The following is a 16,140-nucleotide window of genomic DNA, read 5'->3' as shown; positions in this document are numbered from 1 at the left end:
CCGGGTACCGCTTGTCCCGAAGGTCGCGAACGGCTTTATTTTTTGCTTCGGCTCTAATGGCCGCATCGCTGAACTCGATATATCGCGTTTCACCCATCGCACACCTCGGTAATGAATGACCACAGGCCCGGTTGAGCCTCTGGCAGACCTCGGTCACTCATAGCGTCCTCCAGGTGTTGCACGCGAGAACGCGAAACGCAGGAGGCCGCAGGCCTCCCCGGCAGGCGCCGAATGCACTTGCCCACAGGCTGCGCCCGTGGACAACTGCAAGCCCTCGACCCCGCAAGCGGGGCCCCACTCGGGCCGCAAGATCAAAGTCAACGATTTCCAATCGTCCAGACAGAGCAAAAGCAAGAGCGAAGCGATTGCATTGAACCCCTTGGGGGGTTTGGGGGGCTCTTCTCTTCTCTTCTCTTCTCTTCTCTTCTCTGGTCCGCATTTCGTCCACTTTCAATCCGGACTCTTCCGGGCGGCTCGCTTACGCTGTGCATCGACCGCACGACGCTTGGAACAGGCGCCGTTATGGACTTCAAAGCCTGGAATGGTCAGATTCAGGCCGTCGTTTTCCAGCCATCCAACTGTAACCATGGCCTCGGCAAAACCAGACCATGCAGCAAGCTCATCAAGCGTGTCCAACGTGTAACCAGACAGCGTTCCATCACTTGAGTGGAAATCGAAAAGACTCCAAACGGACAAAAGTCCACCTACTATCCGAAATCTGTCCGCTTTCAATGCGGACGCCATGCGGACAACTTTCGGATTCGACGGTAAGTTAGTACGCATCTTGATCCAGTCACCCGCCATGGCTTATCCCTCGAAGCAGACCTTGGCCGTGCAAGATGAAAGTGCTATGCGGATTCGCCGACGACACCAGAAGGTCGCCATCGGCGAGCCAGACGGTGAAACCGGTGCGATACCCCGGCTTGTCGCCCAATGCGGGGAAACGGGAGATTTTGCTGGCGGGCGCGGGAGTTGCCGCAGTTGGCCCGCTGGGGGCCTTTATCTCGTCGTGAAGAGTCATCGAACAGCCCTCGAAATTGTCGAAGGCCGGAAAAGGCACGACACTCAGCGTGCTTACCACCACTGGCGGAGGTGATTGGCACAGCCGGACGCGTCCACGTCCGGCTTTTTTATGCGTTGGCGGTTGTGCCCCGGCTCTTGTCGATTTGCTCTCGCACCCAGGCATTAACCTCATGCTCTAACCATCCTACTGCGCCGCCACGGCCAAGCTGCACCTGTTGCGGGAATGTTTGGTTCAAGGCGTATTTGTAGATTGATGCGCGGGCCAGTCCTGTTCGGTTCATAACGTCATCTATACGCATAACCCGCAGATTGTCAGTCATTGACCTGGCCTCCTGCATGGCTTGCCTTCAGACGCCGCTTGCGTGGGGTGGGATTGGGTTGGCGGGACATAAGCCGTGTCCTGAGCCATGCATCAACCTCTTGGTCAAGCCAGGCCACAGAAACACTTTCACCAAGTCTGATGGGTTTCGGGAAAGTGCCCCTTTGCACGGATTGATAAATTGCGCTTGAGCGCAGTCCGACGCGATCCATAACGTCGCGCAGGCGCAGTAAACAAATAGGGTGGATGTCGGGGGATGTGGAATCCATGTTCGCTCCTCGCGAATTAAGGGCGCCTGAGTCAGTGGGCGCCATGGATTCCAATACTATTGCTCGTTTTGAGGCTCGTGTTGCGCGTAATTATCGATCAAGTATTTACGCGCAAATGCGCCGGGCTCATCAGTAATCTCGCCCGACGTAATCATTAGGTCCCGGTGGTTACGGAGCATTTGAAGCAAACTTCGTTCAAATTCGTCCAGACGAGTAGATTCATCCCTCAACCGCCGGGCGCCATTCGAGTGAGTAACCTTTGACTTCCACGGTTCCGTGGAAGCCAAGCGCTCGCACGCCCGCGTAATCGAAAACCCCTGTACTTGGAGTTCTTCGATACTCAGCACCAACAAAATACGAGTGTGTTGATCCCAGTGTTTATCCCTGCCACGGCGCTCGGGACCGGCCAACTGGAAGCCCGGCAGGTCTAGTGCCAGGCTCCAAACCAGCGGGCCGATGTCATGAGACCTAACAGCGTGCTCCTCCATTAGCAGGCCCATCCGTCGCTCTAACTCTGATACATGCGCCTTATTCCATGCCTCACGCTGCACGGGTGTATACAACTGCGGCAGTGGTGCCAACTTGATAGGCTTGGCCAAGTCGCCGCTGTATTGTCGGCTCACGCTTCCATCCGCCCAAATGCGCCGTGAATAACATTCACCGCTGGCGGAGTTGTGGCGAACTTTGCCCAGGCTTGCATCAACTCGCGGCGTTTCTCCAATAGGTTGCTGCGACTGTAAGCGGCCTCGATTTTGTCGCGCTCATCATGGGCGAGCGCCAGCTCACAGACTTCTCGCGGATAGTGCGTGCACTCGCTCGCCCAGGTGCGAAAGGTGGCCCGGAATCCATGTGTTGTAATGTCTGGCAGCTCCATCGCCCGCAGTAGTGATAAGAACGCAACACGGCCCATCACGCCGGACTTTCCAGTGCCGGGAAACAGATAGGGGCTGCCAACAGTGCGCGGGATTGCTCGTAGCAATTCAACGGCTTGCTGTGGCAATGGGATGGCGAACGCCTGCCGGGTTTTCATGCGCTCGGCTGGAAGATTCCAGGTGGCTGACTCTAAATCGAATTCGTCCCACGTCGCCAAGCGAACCATGCCAGCCCGTGCGGCGGTCAGGATCACCAGTTGCAGCGCGTGAGAATCACGGTCATTGGCTTGGGCCAGCCTGCTCATGAATGCTGGAAGGTCACGCCAGAGCATTGCTGGATGATTGGTCGATTGCGTAGCCCGTTTCTTGTCTGCCCGACTTAGCAGGTTGTCCAGATGGCCGCGCCAGCGTGCAGGGTTCTCGCCAGATCGAAGGCTTAGCGCTTTGGCGGAGTCCAGCACGCTTTCTATCTGGCTCCTAACCTCGCTCGCTGTCCGGGGCTTCTCGCTCCAGATCGGCTGCAAAACACGCAACACATGATCGGTTTGAACCTGTCCGGGCGGCAATTCACCCATGACTGGATAGACGTAACGCTCCAGCTTGGAAAGCCAGCCTTTGCGCCAGCCATCGGTCACATGCAGGCAGTGGGACCGGTGGTAATCCAACGCCAGCGATTTGAACGTGACGGACTTTGCTTTATCAGCCAGCCGTTGGTCTTTCTGCCGCTGCTGTTCTGCCTTGCGCTCGTCCAGTGGGTCACGGCCCTGCATGATCATCGACCTCGCATCCGTGGCGGCCAGTCTTGCTGCTTTAAGCTTTACGGTGGGGAATGGTCCCAAGCCCATGTCACGTCGTTTGCCGCTGAGCTGATAACGCAGAAGCCAGGACTTGCTACCGGTAGTGCTGATTACAAGGTAAAGCCCGTCGCTGTCCAGATACCGGCCTGGCTCGCTCAAATGTTCGACTTGCTTGGGGTTCAATCGGCTCATGCTATTTCCTCGTCGACTGATCCAACCCCACACGCAGCCCCACACATTTTCGTGGGATCAGGTAGATATGGGTGGGATGCTGTAGACAAGATAATACCCGGTAAGCCCCGGAATCACTAGGTGTTGTGGGATGCTGTGGACAATTACAGAAAAGAAAAAGCCCGCCGTCGCTGCGGGCTTTTTCATGCCTTTAGAAAATGCACGACCGCTGCGGTCACTGTGGCGAGGGGATTTATCCCCGATCGGTTGCGCAGCAGCCGTGAAGTCAGCTTGCGCGGTGTCTCAGGACTGTTGCGTGTGCTGCATTTGGGGCCGCTTCGCAGCCCATCGGGGATAAATCCCCTCGCCACAAAAAGGCGGTTGTGTATCAGATGGATGTGGCATTCCAGCGGGCAAGCACCGCGGGTAGGTCAGTCAGGCTGCGAATCTCGGCATCCGGCAAGCGCTCCGCTTCCCAAACTTTGCCCGCCGGGTTGAACCACACCGCGCGCAACCCTGCCTCCTGCGCCCCGGCAATGTCATCGCCCGGATGATCGCCAATATGCACCGCGGCTTCGGCGCTCACGCCGCCGCGCTGCAAGGCCTCGTGAAACAATCGCGCATCCGGTTTGGCGATGCCGATGTCTTCGGCGCAGAGGGCAAACTTGAAGTAATCCGCCAGCCCCAATCGACGCACGTCGGCGTTGCCATTGGTGACCACGCCCAAGGCGTAATGGTTGGCGAGAATTTCCAGCACCGGCTCGACTTCGGGGAACACCTCGATCTGATGCCGCGCATGCAAGAACACTTCAAAACTCCTGTCCGCCAGCTCCGACGCTTCGCCATGGGCGTAACCCGCCTCTTCCAGGGCGTGGAACAACACCCGCCGGCGCAACGCACTGATGCGGTGCTTGAGCCCAGGCTCGTTGGCCAGCACCCGCTCGCGGATCGACCACAAATGCTCCACTGGCACCGCGCCCAAATTCGGCGCGTGTTCGCTCAGCCATTCGCGCAATACGGCTTCGGCACTGACAATCACCGGGGCGGTGTGCCAAAGGGTGTCATCGAGGTCGAAGGTGATCAACTGGATGCTCATGAATCATCGCCTTTCATGCGTTTGGCCCGTGGGTGGGCGCTGTCGTAGACCGCCGCCAAGTGCTGGAAGTCCAGATGGGTGTAGATCTGCGTGGTCTTGATATCCGAGTGGCCGAGCAGCTCCTGCACCGCGCGCAGGTCCTGCGAGGATTCCAGCAAGTGACTGGCGAAGGAATGCCGCAGCATATGCGGATGCAGGTTCTGCCCCAATTCACGCTCGCCGGCCAGTTTGACCCGCACCTGAATGGCTCGCGGGCCGAGGCGCCGACCTTGCTGGCTGACGAAAACGGCGTCATCTGCCGGGTTGGTCATGGCCCGCAGCGGCAGCCATTGTTCGAGGGCTTCGCGGGCCTTTCTGCCGACCGGCAGCAGACGGGTTTTGCTGCCCTTGCCGAGCACCTGAACCATGCCGTCGGCGAGGTCTAGTTGATCGAGATTGAGCCCGGTCAGCTCCGACAAACGCAGGCCGGAGGAATAGAACAACTCCAGAATTGCCTGATCACGTCGCGCAAGAAAATCATCCTCGACCGCGCCTTCAAGCAACTGCAGCGCGCGGTCGGTGTCGAGGGTTTTCGGCAGGCGACGTTCACCTTTCGGTGGTGCGAGGCCGGTGGCCGGATCGTGATCGCAGAGGCCTTCACGGTTCAGATAGTGGTAGAGCCCGCGCACTGCCGAGAGCAAGCGGGCGAGGCTGCGTGAGGACTGGCCCTGGGCATGCAGGCGCGCGATCAGGCTGCGCAGGCGCTGGATGTCCAGCGCGGCCCAACTGCCGATGTTCTGTTTGACGCACCAGCCGAGGACTTTATCGAGGTCGCGGCGGTAGGCCGACAGCGTGTGCGGCGACACCTGTCGCTCACTGCGCAGGTGTTCGCAGTAAGCGTCCAGTTGTCGTTCCATGGTCAGCGTACCGAGCGCAGCGAGCTGTTGACCCGTGGCAGCACGCGGCCCATGACTTCGGCGATGTAGCTGAGGAACAGTGTGCCGACCGAGCTCTTGTAGTGCTGCGGATCACGGCTGGCGATGGCCAGAATGCCGTGAATGCCCTGATGACTGATGGCGACCACGGCGGTGGAGCCGATCTGCTTGCGTTGTTCTTCGCCGAACAGAAAGTCCAGCTCATGCTCACGCAAGGTGCCGCTGACGCTTTTACCTTCGGTGAGCAGACCGCCGATAGCGACTTGTGCATCAGCGTGAGTGACCCAGCGGCCGACCGGTGCCGGGTTGTCGCCGAGCAGGATCAGGCTGACGAAGGGCACCTGGAAATCCTGACGCAGGCTGTCTTCGACGCTGATGACTAGGTCTTCCAGACTGGTCGCGTCCATCAGGGCGAGGATCAGGCGGCGGGTCTTGTCGAACAGGCGATCGTTGTCGCGGGCGACGTCCATCAATTGCGAGAGGCGATGACGCATCTCGATGTTGCGTTCGCGCAGGATGGTCATCTGCCGCTCGACCAGCGATACGGTATCGCCACGTCGGTGCGGAATGCGCATGGCTGGCAGCAGTTCTTCGTGCTCGACGAAAAATTCCGGATGAGCCTCCAGGTACGCGGCAACCGCTGCCGCCTCCAGGCTCTCGGACGCTGATTCGTCGGACTGTCGGGCGGGTACCTGAGGCTTATCGGTCATGGCTTTTGCTCACTCAAAGACGCACTTGTCCTTCATATACACGCACTGCCGGACCGGTCATCAGCACCGGTTGGCCAGGGCCTGCCCATTCAATGGACAGACGCCCGCCAGGCAGGTCGATCAATAGCGGCGAATCCATCCACCCCTGACTGATTGCAGCGACGGCCGCCGCACAGGCGCCGGTGCCGCAGGCCTGGGTTTCCCCGGCGCCACGTTCCCAGACGCGCAGTTGTGCACGGCTACGGTCGATGATCTGGATAAAACCGACATTGACCCGCGCCGGGAAGCGCGGGTGGTGCTCGATTTTCGGCCCCAATTCATGCACCGGAGCGCTGTTGATGTCCTGCACGCGCAACACGGCATGCGGGTTGCCCATCGACACGGCGGCCAGCTCGACCGTGGTGCCGTCGACTTCCAACTGATAGCTCAGGGCCTGCGCCGATGCTTCAAACGGAATGTCCGCTGGCACCAGGCGCGGGGCGCCCATGTTCACGCCGATCTGGCCATCGTTACGCACGTCCAGCTCGATGATGCCGCCCTTGGTCTCGACACGGATCTGCCGTTTGGCAGTCAGACGCTTGTCGAGCACAAAACGCGCGAAGCAGCGTGCACCGTTGCCGCACTGCTCAACTTCCGAGCCATCGGAGTTGAAGATCCGATAGCGGAAATCGACGTCCGGATTGCTCGGCGCTTCGACGATCAGCAACTGGTCAAAACCGATGCCGGTGTGTCGATCGCCCCATTGCTTGGCGTGCTTGGGCTGAATATGCGCGTGCTGGCTGACCAGGTCGAGAACCATGAAGTCATTGCCCAAGCCGTGCATTTTAGTAAAACGCAGCAGCATGGGTTACTCCGGCAGCAGGCTTTCGCCGGCAAACAGCTCGGCCACGGTTTCGCGGCGACGCACTTCAAATACTTGATCACCGTCCACCAGCACTTCGGCCGCACGGCCGCGAGTGTTGTAGTTGGAGCTCATGACGAAACCGTAGGCGCCGGCCGAATGCACCGCCAGCAGGTCGCCTTCGGCCAGGGCCAGCTCGCGATCCTTGGCGAGGAAGTCGCCGGTTTCGCAGATCGGGCCAACAACGTCGTACATGCGCGCGGCGGTGTCGCGTGGTTTGACCGCCGTGACGTCCATCCACGCCTGATACAGCGCCGGGCGAATCAGGTCGTTCATCGCCGCGTCGACGATGGCGAAATCTTTGTGTTCGGTGTGCTTGAGGTACTCGACCTGAGTCAGCAACACGCCGGCGTTGGCGACAATGAAGCGGCCCGGTTCGAACACCAATGCCAGATCACGACCGTCCAGACGTTCGCGCACGGCTTTGATGTAGTCGGCAGCCATTGGCGGCTCTTCGTCGCGATAACGCACGCCCAAACCACCACCGAGATCGATGTGGCGCAGGTGAATGCCGCAATCGCCAAGACGGTCGACCAGATCCAGCAAGCGGTCGAGTGCATCAAGGAACGGTGGCAGCGTGGTCAGTTGCGAACCGATGTGGCAGTCGACACCAACCACTTCCAGGTTCGGCAAGTGCGCAGCGCGCACATACACGTCTTCGGCGTCGGCGATGGCGATGCCGAACTTGTTCTCTTTGAGACCGGTGGAAATGTATGGGTGGGTGCCAGCATCGACGTCCGGGTTCACACGCAGCGAAACCGGTGCGCGAACACCCAGTTCGGCGGCAACAACCTGCAGGCGTTCCAGCTCGTCGGTGGATTCGACGTTGAAGCAGTGCACGCCGACTTCCAGCGCACGGCGCATGTCGTCACGGGTCTTGCCGACGCCGGAGAACACGATCTTGTCGGCGCTGCCGCCAGCGGCCAGTACGCGTTCCAGCTCGCCACGGGAGACAATGTCGAAACCGGCGCCGAGACGGGCCAGGACATTCAGCACGCCGAGGTTGGAGTTGGCTTTGACGGCGTAGCAGACCAGGTGCGGCATGCCGGCCAGCGCATCGGCGTAGGCCAGATACTGGGCTTCGATGTGTGCGCGCGAGTAAACGTAGGTCGGTGTGCCGAAGCGGTCGGCGATGGCGGACAACGCCACACCTTCCGCGAACAGCTCCCCGCCACGGTAGTTAAAAGCGTCCATGGCGATCCCTTAGTAAACGTCGTGCTTGTGTGCTTTGGAAGCAGGCTGCTTTTGCGACGACTGGGCTTGCTCGGCCGGGTCCTGACTGTCGTCGGGCAGATAAAGCGGGCCTTTTTGACCGCAGGCCGAGACAAGGCAGGCAACCGCGACGAGCGCAGCAAGGGAAGAGATCAGGCGCTTCATGGCGAAATCCTTGAAAATACGTTAATTGCGCCGGAGTATACCGGCCACCCGGCAGCTTGCCTATGCGACGGGCCTCCCGTCCGGCGGGGCTGATTGGTTACACACAAAACCCTGTGGGAGCGGGCTTGCCCGCGATAGCGGTGGTTCAGTCGCCATCGATGGTGAATTTGCCGGCCTCATCGCTGGCAAGCCAGCTCTCACAGGGGCGGTGCAGGCACTTGGTCGTTATCCTTTGCAATCAGCCAGCAGCGTCCGTATCTTGCGGCGCTTGAGCCTGATCAGACATTTTTTGAGGTTGCCACAATGAGTTTGTCCGAAGCCCGTTTCCACGATCTGGTCGATGACACCCAGGAAAAACTGGAAGACATCTTTGACGAGAGCGATCTGGATATCGATCTGGAAAGTTCGGCCGGTGTGCTGACCGTCAAGTTCGAAAACGGCTCGCAGCTGATTTTCAGCCGTCAGGAGCCGCTGCGTCAGCTGTGGCTGGCGGCCGTCTCGGGTGGTTTCCACTTCGATTACGACGAAGAAAGCGAGCGCTGGATGTGTGACAAGAGCGAAGAGCAGTTGGGCGAAATGCTTGAGCGCATCGTCAAGCAGCAGGCTGGCGCCGAATTCGATTTCGAAGGCCTGTGATTCGTGACTGACACCGCCCCCGTTCGTCCGCCCAAGCCGCTCTACAGCAATATCAGCCCGGCGGTGCCTTCGCCGTGCAGCGGCGTGTGTCGGCTGGACGAACAAAAGGTCTGCCTCGGCTGCTTCCGGCATGTTGAAGATATTCGTGAGTGGCGCTCTGCGGATGATGAGCGGCGGCGAGTGATCGTTACCCAAGCCGCTGCACGCAAATCCCAAGCCTGACCCGGTCCTGTGGTGAGGGGATTTATCCCCGACAGACTGCGCAGCAGTCTCAAAAGCTTGGGGCCGCTGCGCGACCCATCGGGGATAAATCCCCTCACCACAGGGTTTTTGTTCAGCCTGTGGGCATGGCTTGTATATTTTTTGAGCTGTGATAGTGTCCGGGAACGCCTCAACCCATCGAGGCCTGGTGAAAACCCCGCCTTTTTTGGCGGGGTTTTTTGCTTTTTTTGCGCAGAAGAAAGGAGTCTGCCCGGATCATGACCGCACCTTCCATCACCCTTACCCGTCTGGACGTTCAACGTCTGGAGCGCCTGATCGACAGCCTGGATGACACGCTGCCGGGCGTGATTGCGTTGCAAACCGAACTGGACCGCGCCGACACCCTCGTCAGCCACGATGAAGTGCCTGCCGATGTCGTGACGATGAATTCCCGCGTGCACTGCCGCGAAGAAGGCAGTGGCAAGGATTACCATCTGACGCTGGTCTATCCCAAGGATGCCAATGCCGATGAAGGCAAGATTTCGATTCTCGCACCGGTCGGCAGCGCGCTGCTGGGCCTGAAGGTTGGTCAGCACATCGACTGGCCGGCTCCGGGCGGCAAGACCCTGAAACTGACCCTGCTTGAAGTCGAATCGCAACCGGCCAACGGTGGCGCGTTTCCCGAGTAAATTCACTCAGACCTGTTCGAGTGCCTCGTTCAGGGCGCGCTCTAGGTCAGCCTTGTAGCGTAGATACAGATTGCTTGAGCTTTGCCCGTCACCGAGCAGGCCGGACAGGTCCAGGTCGGTGATGTAGCAACGATAGCGTTCGGTCTCACGGCGCTGCCCGACGATCTCCCGGGCGACCACGCTGAACAGCTGGTCGCCGTGTTCCAGCTCGCTGAACTCCCGTTGATTGCAATACAGCGTGACCTGCACTTCCCCCGGTGCGGCTTTGCCGATGATCGCCTGCACGTCGTAGAACGGTTTGTTGGCTGGCGTCTGCGGCATTGGCCGCGCTTCGACGCGCCGTGCCCGTCCCTGGCCTGAAGGAAATAACTGGTAATACAGGATTTCGAGGCTGGCCGAGGGAGCGGCCTCCATCGGCAGCAGCGCCTCGCGCCGATACTGGATCGATTGCAGGAAACGTTGCAGCGGCGCCAGCAGGCTTTGCTCGTCGTGATACGGCAAGTGCTGCTGCCACAGCGCATTGAATTCGTCCAGAACGCAGACCTCGGCGTGCTGCTCGGTGATCCGGTAGAACACCTGAATGCATTCCGGCTGGCCCATCGGCAGGATCAGCGCAAGGTCGTGATCTTCCAGTGCCATCGGATCAAGGTGCAGCGGGCTGTAGCGCGCCTGCTCCTCGCCAAGGTAATCGAGCAGTGCCGGCAGGGTGGCGAGCGCGACGTGGTTGACCTGTCCGGGCACCAGCTCCAGCACGTGATAGTGCTGTTGCACCTGAATCAGGTAGCGGTGATTCAATTCGCTGAGCAGCAGGTTCTGCGCGGTGTCGACGATTTCTTCCACGCGCCGGGCGATGAACTGCGCGCGGTTATGGCAGAAACAGCGCACCTTCAGCGACGGCTGTAACGGCCCGCGCGGCAAATTGTTGAGGTAGTCGCGCAGGCAATCGAGCAGGGCGTGAGGTCCGTCGAAGCGGTTGACCAGCACTTCATTCCAGCTGTTGAGCGTGACCTGATCGAGGGTCAGCACGAGGTTCTCGCGCACGCCGGCATAGCTCAGCGAGTCGGTGCGCTCGGTGGTCATGAGGATGTTGAGGTCGCGGTGATGCTTGAGCGGATCGACGCCGACGTTCACCAGCATCAGCACTTCGCCGGGCACGGCGGCGCGCAGCAGCCGCTCTTCGGCAACGGTGGGCAAGGGCAGGGCGATGCACTGTTGCAGGCTGCCAAGCAGGTTGAACAGTTCGAACTCGCTCAGGTCGCTGTTGCCGGGATGCAGGGCCAGGCGGGTGCTGCTGTCGATCACGCCGTTGCGGTGGCACCAGGTCAATAGTTCCAACAGCTCGCGGCTGCGTTTGATCGGCGCGAAATGTTCCCACTCATGCGCCGTGAGGCTGCCGTTGTACAGGCCCCACTGAGTTTGTCCCGGTTCTTTCTTGTTGCGCGATTGCACCAGGGTCAGGGTGTCTTCGGCCAGATCCGGAGCGATGCCGGGGTTGATGAACTCGACCTTGTCGGCCTTGCGCTCGAATGCCGCGTACAACCTGCGGCCCAGCACGTTGAGATCGCGCTTGTTGATCAGGCTGACGGTCTGCTCGGTGCGGGCGAACTGGGTCAGGAAGCGATAGCTGTAATTGAGTTCGTTGACCAGCGCGCGGCGTTCGGCGCTGACCTGCCGGACTTTCCACTGGCTGCGGCTATCGAGCAGGGCAAGTTGCCGCTGATCCCAGTGCCATTCGTTGGCCAGTCGTTCCAGCAGCGAGCGTTGCCAGCTCTGCGTGCGGCTGTTGCCCGTGAGCTTGCGATTGACCTTGAGGTACAGCGCTCGTCGCACCAGCTCCAGACGTTCCGGTTCGTTGCGAGCGATGAGGTATTCCTCGATGCGCCGATACACCACCATGTAAGGGTCCAGTTCATCCAGATCGAGCTGATTGGCGAACACGGCTTTTTTGAAGCGCAGGCTCAGGCACCGCACCTGCGGATGTTCGCTGGCATAAACCTCGGTCAGCAGCAGTTTGAGCACCGATTTGTAAGGTGACTCGATGCCCTTGAACAACTGCCACAGCCCGGCGCCGATGAACTCACCCGGCGGAATCGTCGCCAGATGCCCAAGGTCGAGGGTTTCGTCGGCGCGGATAAAACGCTTGGACAGCAGCGTGTGGGTGTAGCTGTCGTAGGCCGTTTCTTCGTATACCGGCACCAGCCACCAGATTGGCGTGCGCCCGGCCAGCCAGATCGCGGTGCGATAAAACTCGTCGAGCAGCAGATAGTGCTGAGTGCTGCCGCAGTTTTCGGAGCTGAGCTGGGTGTCGCGCTCACCTTTGACGAAGCGCACCGGGTCGATCAAAAAGAAATGCGCCTCGGCGCCCTGGCTCGCGGCCCAGGTTTCGAGTAGCTGGCATTTCTTGCCCAGTTCAGCGAGCTCGTTTTCGCTCAGGTCTGGCGAGTGACACACCCACACATCCATGTCGCTTTGATCGGCCTGGGCCAGGGTGCCGAGACTGCCCATCAGGAACAGGCCGTGAATCGGTCGCGGCGGATTGCTGCCGTGGCGCGGCTTGTAGGAGAACGAACGGGTCAGGCGCTGGGCTTCTGCGAGGGTATTGGTGTCCGGCTCGTAATTCGACAGGCCGGCCGGCGTACTGCCCGAGACGTAACCCGGCAGCAGCGGATGATTGACGTGAAAGAACAGCGGCAGCAGCGTCAGCACACTTTGCTGGCGCGTCGACAAGCCTTCCAGTGCGCGGCCCAGTCGACCTTCGTTGAGTTTGAGGAAACGCGCGCGCAGTTGGCTGAGTACCTTGCGGTCGATTCCCTCGTCCAGGTCGGGGCGGATTTCGTGGGTGCGCGTCATGTCAGCTCAAACCGGCTCGCAAGCTCGGACGTAGAGGGTCTCGGAATGAGGGGCAGTTTAGCCTTTGCGCAGCGGGAGTTTTAAGCTGAATTTGTTTTTTGACGCCAGATTTCTATCGTGAGGTGACCAGGTGGGCCCGCGGAAATCCCGTGGCAGGAGTTCCCGTGGGCAAAGTCGGGGAGGATCAGGCGGTTTCTTGCTCGTTCAGGATCGTCAGTAAGGTTTGCACATTCTGCGCGGCATCACGCCCCAGGCTGGTCAGATATCCGCCATCGGGCTGATCGGTCAGCTCTTTCTCGAAAAGGCGTTTGGCGGCGGCAATGTGTTTCGGGGCAGCGGTTTGATGAATTTTCAAACCTTCCTGGGAACTGTCCAGGTTGAAGAGTGCGAGGACTTCCAGTTCGGCAACCAACTCAGGGGTAAGCGACATAAGGACTCCAGACTTTCTAGGAATTGGAACGCAGCGCCCCTAAGGTGAACCTGCCGGCGCGGACTGTCCAGTGTGCGCGTCAGGGTTTTTGTCTGGGGGCGGATTCCAGTGTAGTCCGCATAAAAAAGATCGCAGCCTTCGGCAGCTCCTACAGGAGAGTGTAGGAGCTGCCGAAGGCTCGGGCCGCGATCGGACGATCTTTTGATCTTAAGACTTTTCCGGTGGCAACTCTGGCAGCGCACGCAGTGCTGCTTCATACCATGCGGTATCGAATGGGCGATCTTCATCCAGCATCGCGTCAATCTCGTAGGCCAGCACATGCGCCATCAGATTGAGGATTTCTTCGCGTTCAACGCCGACCAGGGTCAGCTTGTTGAGCGTAGCCTTGGCCGCAGGCGGGTTGTCGCTTTCGATCTGGTTCTCGATCGCTTCAATCAGCGTGCTCTCGGTGAACTCTTCTTCGTCGTTGTCGATGTCTGTCGGCTCGCTCATGGCAGGCTCCTCAAGGAAAGGCGCCAGTTTACCCGCATTCAGCGGCGTGATGCTGCTGGCGGGAATTGTCCGGGCGATCTATAAACAGGCACTGCCCACCCCGCACGGCCTGGAGGCTATGTGATGCTCAAGCTCTACGGATTCTCTGTCAGCAATTACTACAACATGGTCAAACTGGCGCTGCTGGAAAAAGGCCTGCCGTTCGAAGAGGTCACGTTCTATCCCGCACAGACCGCTGAATCATTGGCCATCAGCCCGCGCGGCAAAGTGCCGGTGCTGGGCGTTGATGCGGGTTTTATCAATGAAACGGCGATCATTCTCGAATACCTCGAACTGACCCAGAAAGGCACGCCGCTGCTGCCGAGCGATCCGTTCGAGCGGGCGCAGGTGCTGGCAATCGCCAAGGAAATCGAGCTGTACATCGAACTGCCGGGTCGCGCCTGCTACGGCGAAGCGTTTTTTGGCATGACTTTGCCGGACGCCATCAAGGAAAAGACCAAATCAGAATTGCTGCTGGGCTTTGCGGCGCTCGGCCGGCACGGCAAGTTCGCCCCGTATGTGGCGGGCGACAGTCTGAGCATCGCGGATTTGTATTTCCTCTACAGCGTGCCGCTGGCGTGTGCGGTGGGGCAGAAGCTGTTCGCAATTGATTTGCTGGCAGAGATGCCGGAGGCGAAGGCGCTGCTGGAGCGGCTTGAGCAGAATCCGCATGTGCAGAAGATTGCGGCGGATAAAGAGGCGGCGATGCCGGCGTTTTTGGCGATGATCGCTGCCAAGAAGTGAGTTTTCTAGCGGTCTGAAGTCAGTAATCGCTGGCAAGCCAGCTCCCACAGGATTCTGGGTTGAAACACGAATACGTGTTCGACGCAGAACCTGTGGGAGCTGGCTTGCCAGCGATGCTTTTAGCGGCTGGCGATCAGGGCCTGACCGCGCACAACGGCTGCCTTGACCTGCGCTGGCGCAGTGCCGCCGATATGGTCACGGGCATTTACCGAGCCTTCTAGGGTCAGCACGGCAAACACGTCCTGCTCGATCTGATCGCTGAACTGGCGCAGTTCTTCCAGGCTCATCTCAGCCAGGTCCTTGCCGGTGTCGACGCCGTACTTCACTGCGTGGCCGACGATTTCGTGGCAATCACGGAACGGCAGGCCACGGCGCACCAGGTAGTCAGCCAGGTCCGTTGCGGTGGAGAAGCCGCGAAGTGCCGCTTCACGCATGATCGCGTGTTTCGGTTTGATCGCCGGGATCATGTCGGCAAATGCACGCAGGGAATCGCGCAGGGTGTCGGCGGCGTCGAACAGCGGTTCCTTGTCTTCCTGGTTGTCCTTGTTGTAGGCCAGTGGCTGGCCTTTCATCAGGGTCAGCAGGCCCATCAGCGCGCCGAACACGCGGCCGGTCTTGCCACGTACCAGCTCCGGCACATCCGGGTTTTTCTTTTGCGGCATGATCGAGCTGCCAGTGCAGAAACGATCCGGCAGATCGATGAACTGGAACTGCGCGCTGGTCCACAGCACCAGCTCTTCGGAGAAGCGCGACAAGTGCATCATCGCGATGCTCGCGGCCGAGCAGAATTCGATGGCGAAATCACGATCGGAAACGTTGTCCAGCGAGTTGCCGCCCACGGCATCGAAACCCAGCAATTGCGCGGTGTATTCGCGATCAATCGGGTAGGTGGTGCCGGCCAGCGCGGCACTGCCCAACGGCATGCGGTTGGTACGTTTGCGGCAGTCGACCAGACGCTCATAGTCGCGGCTGAGCATTTCGAACCAGGCCAGCATGTGGTGCCCGAAGGTCACCGGCTGCGCGGTCTGCAAGTGAGTGAAGCCGGGCATGATGCTGCCGGACTCGCGCTCGGCTTGTTCCAGCAGGCCTTGTTGCAGGCGGGTGATTTCGGCCAGGATCAGGTCGATTTCGTCACGCAGCCAAAGGCGAATGTCGGTGGCGACCTGGTCGTTGCGGCTACGGCCGGTGTGGAGTTTCTTGCCGGTCACGCCGATGCGGTCGGTCAGACGCGCTTCGATGTTCATGTGCACGTCTTCGAGGTCGATGCGCCAGTCGAACTGGCCGGCCTCGATTTCGCCCTGAATGGTGTTCAGGCCATCGATGATGGTGTCGCGCTCGGCATCGGTCAGCACGCCGACTTTGGCCAGCATGGTGGCGTGGGCGATCGAGCCCATGATGTCGTGGCGATACAGGCGCTGGTCGAAAGTGACGGAGGCGGTGAAGCGGGCGACGAAGGCGTCGACGGGTTCACTGAAGCGGCCGCCCCAGGACTGATTGGTCTTGTCAGTGCTCATGAATTCGCTCGTATCGGCTTGAAGAAAAAAGGCGTGAAACGCTGGCGCGGATAATAACAGGGTTGCCAATCCTGTCGTTGACACCGGTCGATACGT

The 16,140-nt window shown here is 59.9% G+C and carries 19 protein-coding genes; 4 read left to right on the top strand and 15 right to left on the bottom strand.

Annotated elements, in window-relative coordinates:
* Positions 1-450 precede the first annotated feature (450 nt).
* The 11 genes from ICA15_RS12410 to lptM all read right to left on the bottom strand — a co-directional run bounded on the left by ICA15_RS12410 (position 451) and on the right by lptM (position 8,449).
* Positions 451-804 carry a hypothetical protein gene (locus ICA15_RS12410; RefSeq protein WP_210553389.1) on the bottom strand — a complete coding sequence of 118 codons (354 nt, stop codon included), beginning with the start codon at positions 802-804 and terminating at the stop codon, positions 451-453.
* Positions 805-1,130: 326 nt separating this feature from the next.
* Positions 1,131-1,343: a helix-turn-helix transcriptional regulator gene (locus ICA15_RS12405; RefSeq protein ID WP_224450876.1), complete on the bottom strand. Its 213-nt coding sequence runs from the start codon at positions 1,341-1,343 to the stop codon at positions 1,131-1,133.
* Positions 1,336-1,611 carry a helix-turn-helix transcriptional regulator gene (locus ICA15_RS12400; protein ID WP_210553390.1) on the bottom strand — a complete coding sequence of 92 codons (276 nt, stop codon included), beginning with the start codon at positions 1,609-1,611 and terminating at the stop codon, positions 1,336-1,338. Before ICA15_RS12400 ends, ICA15_RS12405 begins: the two co-directional genes overlap by 8 nt.
* A gap of 56 nt (positions 1,612-1,667) precedes the next feature.
* Entirely contained in the window at positions 1,668-2,234 is a 567-nt protein-coding gene (locus ICA15_RS12395) for a hypothetical protein (protein WP_210553391.1), read from the bottom strand.
* Entirely contained in the window at positions 2,231-3,472 is a 1,242-nt protein-coding gene (locus ICA15_RS12390) for a tyrosine-type recombinase/integrase (RefSeq protein ID WP_210553392.1), read from the bottom strand. The genes ICA15_RS12395 and ICA15_RS12390 overlap by 4 nt, the downstream gene beginning before the upstream one ends.
* A 367-nt stretch (positions 3,473-3,839) precedes the next feature.
* Positions 3,840-4,547 carry an HAD family hydrolase gene (locus tag ICA15_RS12385; protein WP_210553393.1) on the bottom strand — a complete coding sequence of 236 codons (708 nt, stop codon included), beginning with the start codon at positions 4,545-4,547 and terminating at the stop codon, positions 3,840-3,842.
* Positions 4,544-5,443, bottom strand: coding sequence for a tyrosine recombinase XerC (xerC, locus tag ICA15_RS12380; protein WP_042561719.1), 900 nt, complete (start codon positions 5,441-5,443; stop codon positions 4,544-4,546). The genes ICA15_RS12385 and xerC overlap by 4 nt, the downstream gene beginning before the upstream one ends.
* A gap of 2 nt (positions 5,444-5,445) precedes the next feature.
* The gene (locus ICA15_RS12375; protein ID WP_150604803.1) at positions 5,446-6,171 is read right to left on the bottom strand and encodes a DUF484 family protein; all 726 of its coding nucleotides are present in this window, start codon (positions 6,169-6,171) and stop codon (positions 5,446-5,448) included.
* Between the two features lie 13 nt (positions 6,172-6,184).
* Positions 6,185-7,015 carry a diaminopimelate epimerase gene (gene dapF / locus ICA15_RS12370; protein WP_210553394.1) on the bottom strand — a complete coding sequence of 277 codons (831 nt, stop codon included), beginning with the start codon at positions 7,013-7,015 and terminating at the stop codon, positions 6,185-6,187.
* A 3-nt stretch (positions 7,016-7,018) separates the two neighbouring features.
* A complete protein-coding gene (gene lysA, locus ICA15_RS12365; RefSeq protein WP_150616838.1) occupies positions 7,019-8,266 on the bottom strand; it encodes a diaminopimelate decarboxylase in 1,248 nt (415 codons plus the stop codon).
* Between the two features lie 9 nt (positions 8,267-8,275).
* Positions 8,276-8,449 (bottom strand): LPS translocon maturation chaperone LptM, encoded by a 174-nt coding sequence (lptM, locus tag ICA15_RS12360; protein WP_150616837.1) that lies wholly within the window; start codon positions 8,447-8,449, stop codon positions 8,276-8,278.
* 303 nt (positions 8,450-8,752) lie between these two features.
* Between lptM and cyaY the strand changes: the two genes are divergently transcribed.
* The 3 genes from cyaY (at position 8,753) to rnk (ending at position 9,975) form a co-directional block, all read left to right on the top strand.
* A complete protein-coding gene (gene cyaY / locus ICA15_RS12355; protein ID WP_042561714.1) occupies positions 8,753-9,085 on the top strand; it encodes an iron donor protein CyaY in 333 nt (110 codons plus the stop codon).
* 3 nt (positions 9,086-9,088) lie between these two features.
* Positions 9,089-9,307 carry a DUF1289 domain-containing protein gene (locus tag ICA15_RS12350; RefSeq protein ID WP_150604800.1) on the top strand — a complete coding sequence of 73 codons (219 nt, stop codon included), beginning with the start codon at positions 9,089-9,091 and terminating at the stop codon, positions 9,305-9,307.
* 257 nt (positions 9,308-9,564) lie between these two features.
* Entirely contained in the window at positions 9,565-9,975 is a 411-nt protein-coding gene (gene rnk / locus ICA15_RS12345; RefSeq protein WP_042561713.1) for a nucleoside diphosphate kinase regulator, read from the top strand.
* A gap of 6 nt (positions 9,976-9,981) precedes the next feature.
* Here the strand turns inward: rnk and ICA15_RS12340 are convergent, their stop codons facing one another.
* From ICA15_RS12340 to ICA15_RS12330, 3 genes are all read right to left on the bottom strand, one after another.
* A complete protein-coding gene (locus ICA15_RS12340; protein WP_210553395.1) occupies positions 9,982-12,825 on the bottom strand; it encodes a class I adenylate cyclase in 2,844 nt (947 codons plus the stop codon).
* A 184-nt stretch (positions 12,826-13,009) separates the two neighbouring features.
* Positions 13,010-13,255 (bottom strand): TIGR02647 family protein, encoded by a 246-nt coding sequence (locus ICA15_RS12335; RefSeq protein ID WP_150604798.1) that lies wholly within the window; start codon positions 13,253-13,255, stop codon positions 13,010-13,012.
* Between the two features lie 207 nt (positions 13,256-13,462).
* Entirely contained in the window at positions 13,463-13,747 is a 285-nt protein-coding gene (locus tag ICA15_RS12330) for a hypothetical protein (protein ID WP_150604797.1), read from the bottom strand.
* Positions 13,748-13,870: 123 nt separating this feature from the next.
* On the opposite strand from ICA15_RS12330, the gene ICA15_RS12325 reads away from it, so the two are divergent.
* The gene (locus ICA15_RS12325; protein ID WP_150616835.1) at positions 13,871-14,530 is read left to right on the top strand and encodes a glutathione S-transferase family protein; all 660 of its coding nucleotides are present in this window, start codon (positions 13,871-13,873) and stop codon (positions 14,528-14,530) included.
* Positions 14,531-14,649: 119 nt separating this feature from the next.
* On the opposite strand, the gene argH is transcribed toward ICA15_RS12325, so the two are convergent.
* On the bottom strand, positions 14,650-16,044 hold the full coding sequence (argH, locus tag ICA15_RS12320; RefSeq protein WP_150604795.1) for an argininosuccinate lyase: 1,395 nt from the start codon (positions 16,042-16,044) through the stop codon (positions 14,650-14,652).
* Between the last annotated feature and the right edge of the window lie 96 nt (positions 16,045-16,140).

Source organism: Pseudomonas sp. P116 (assembly GCF_020149425.1).
GTDB classification, from domain to species: Bacteria; Pseudomonadota; Gammaproteobacteria; order Pseudomonadales; family Pseudomonadaceae; genus Aquipseudomonas; species Aquipseudomonas anatoliensis.
This window is presented reverse-complemented; position numbering and strand designations above follow the sequence as displayed.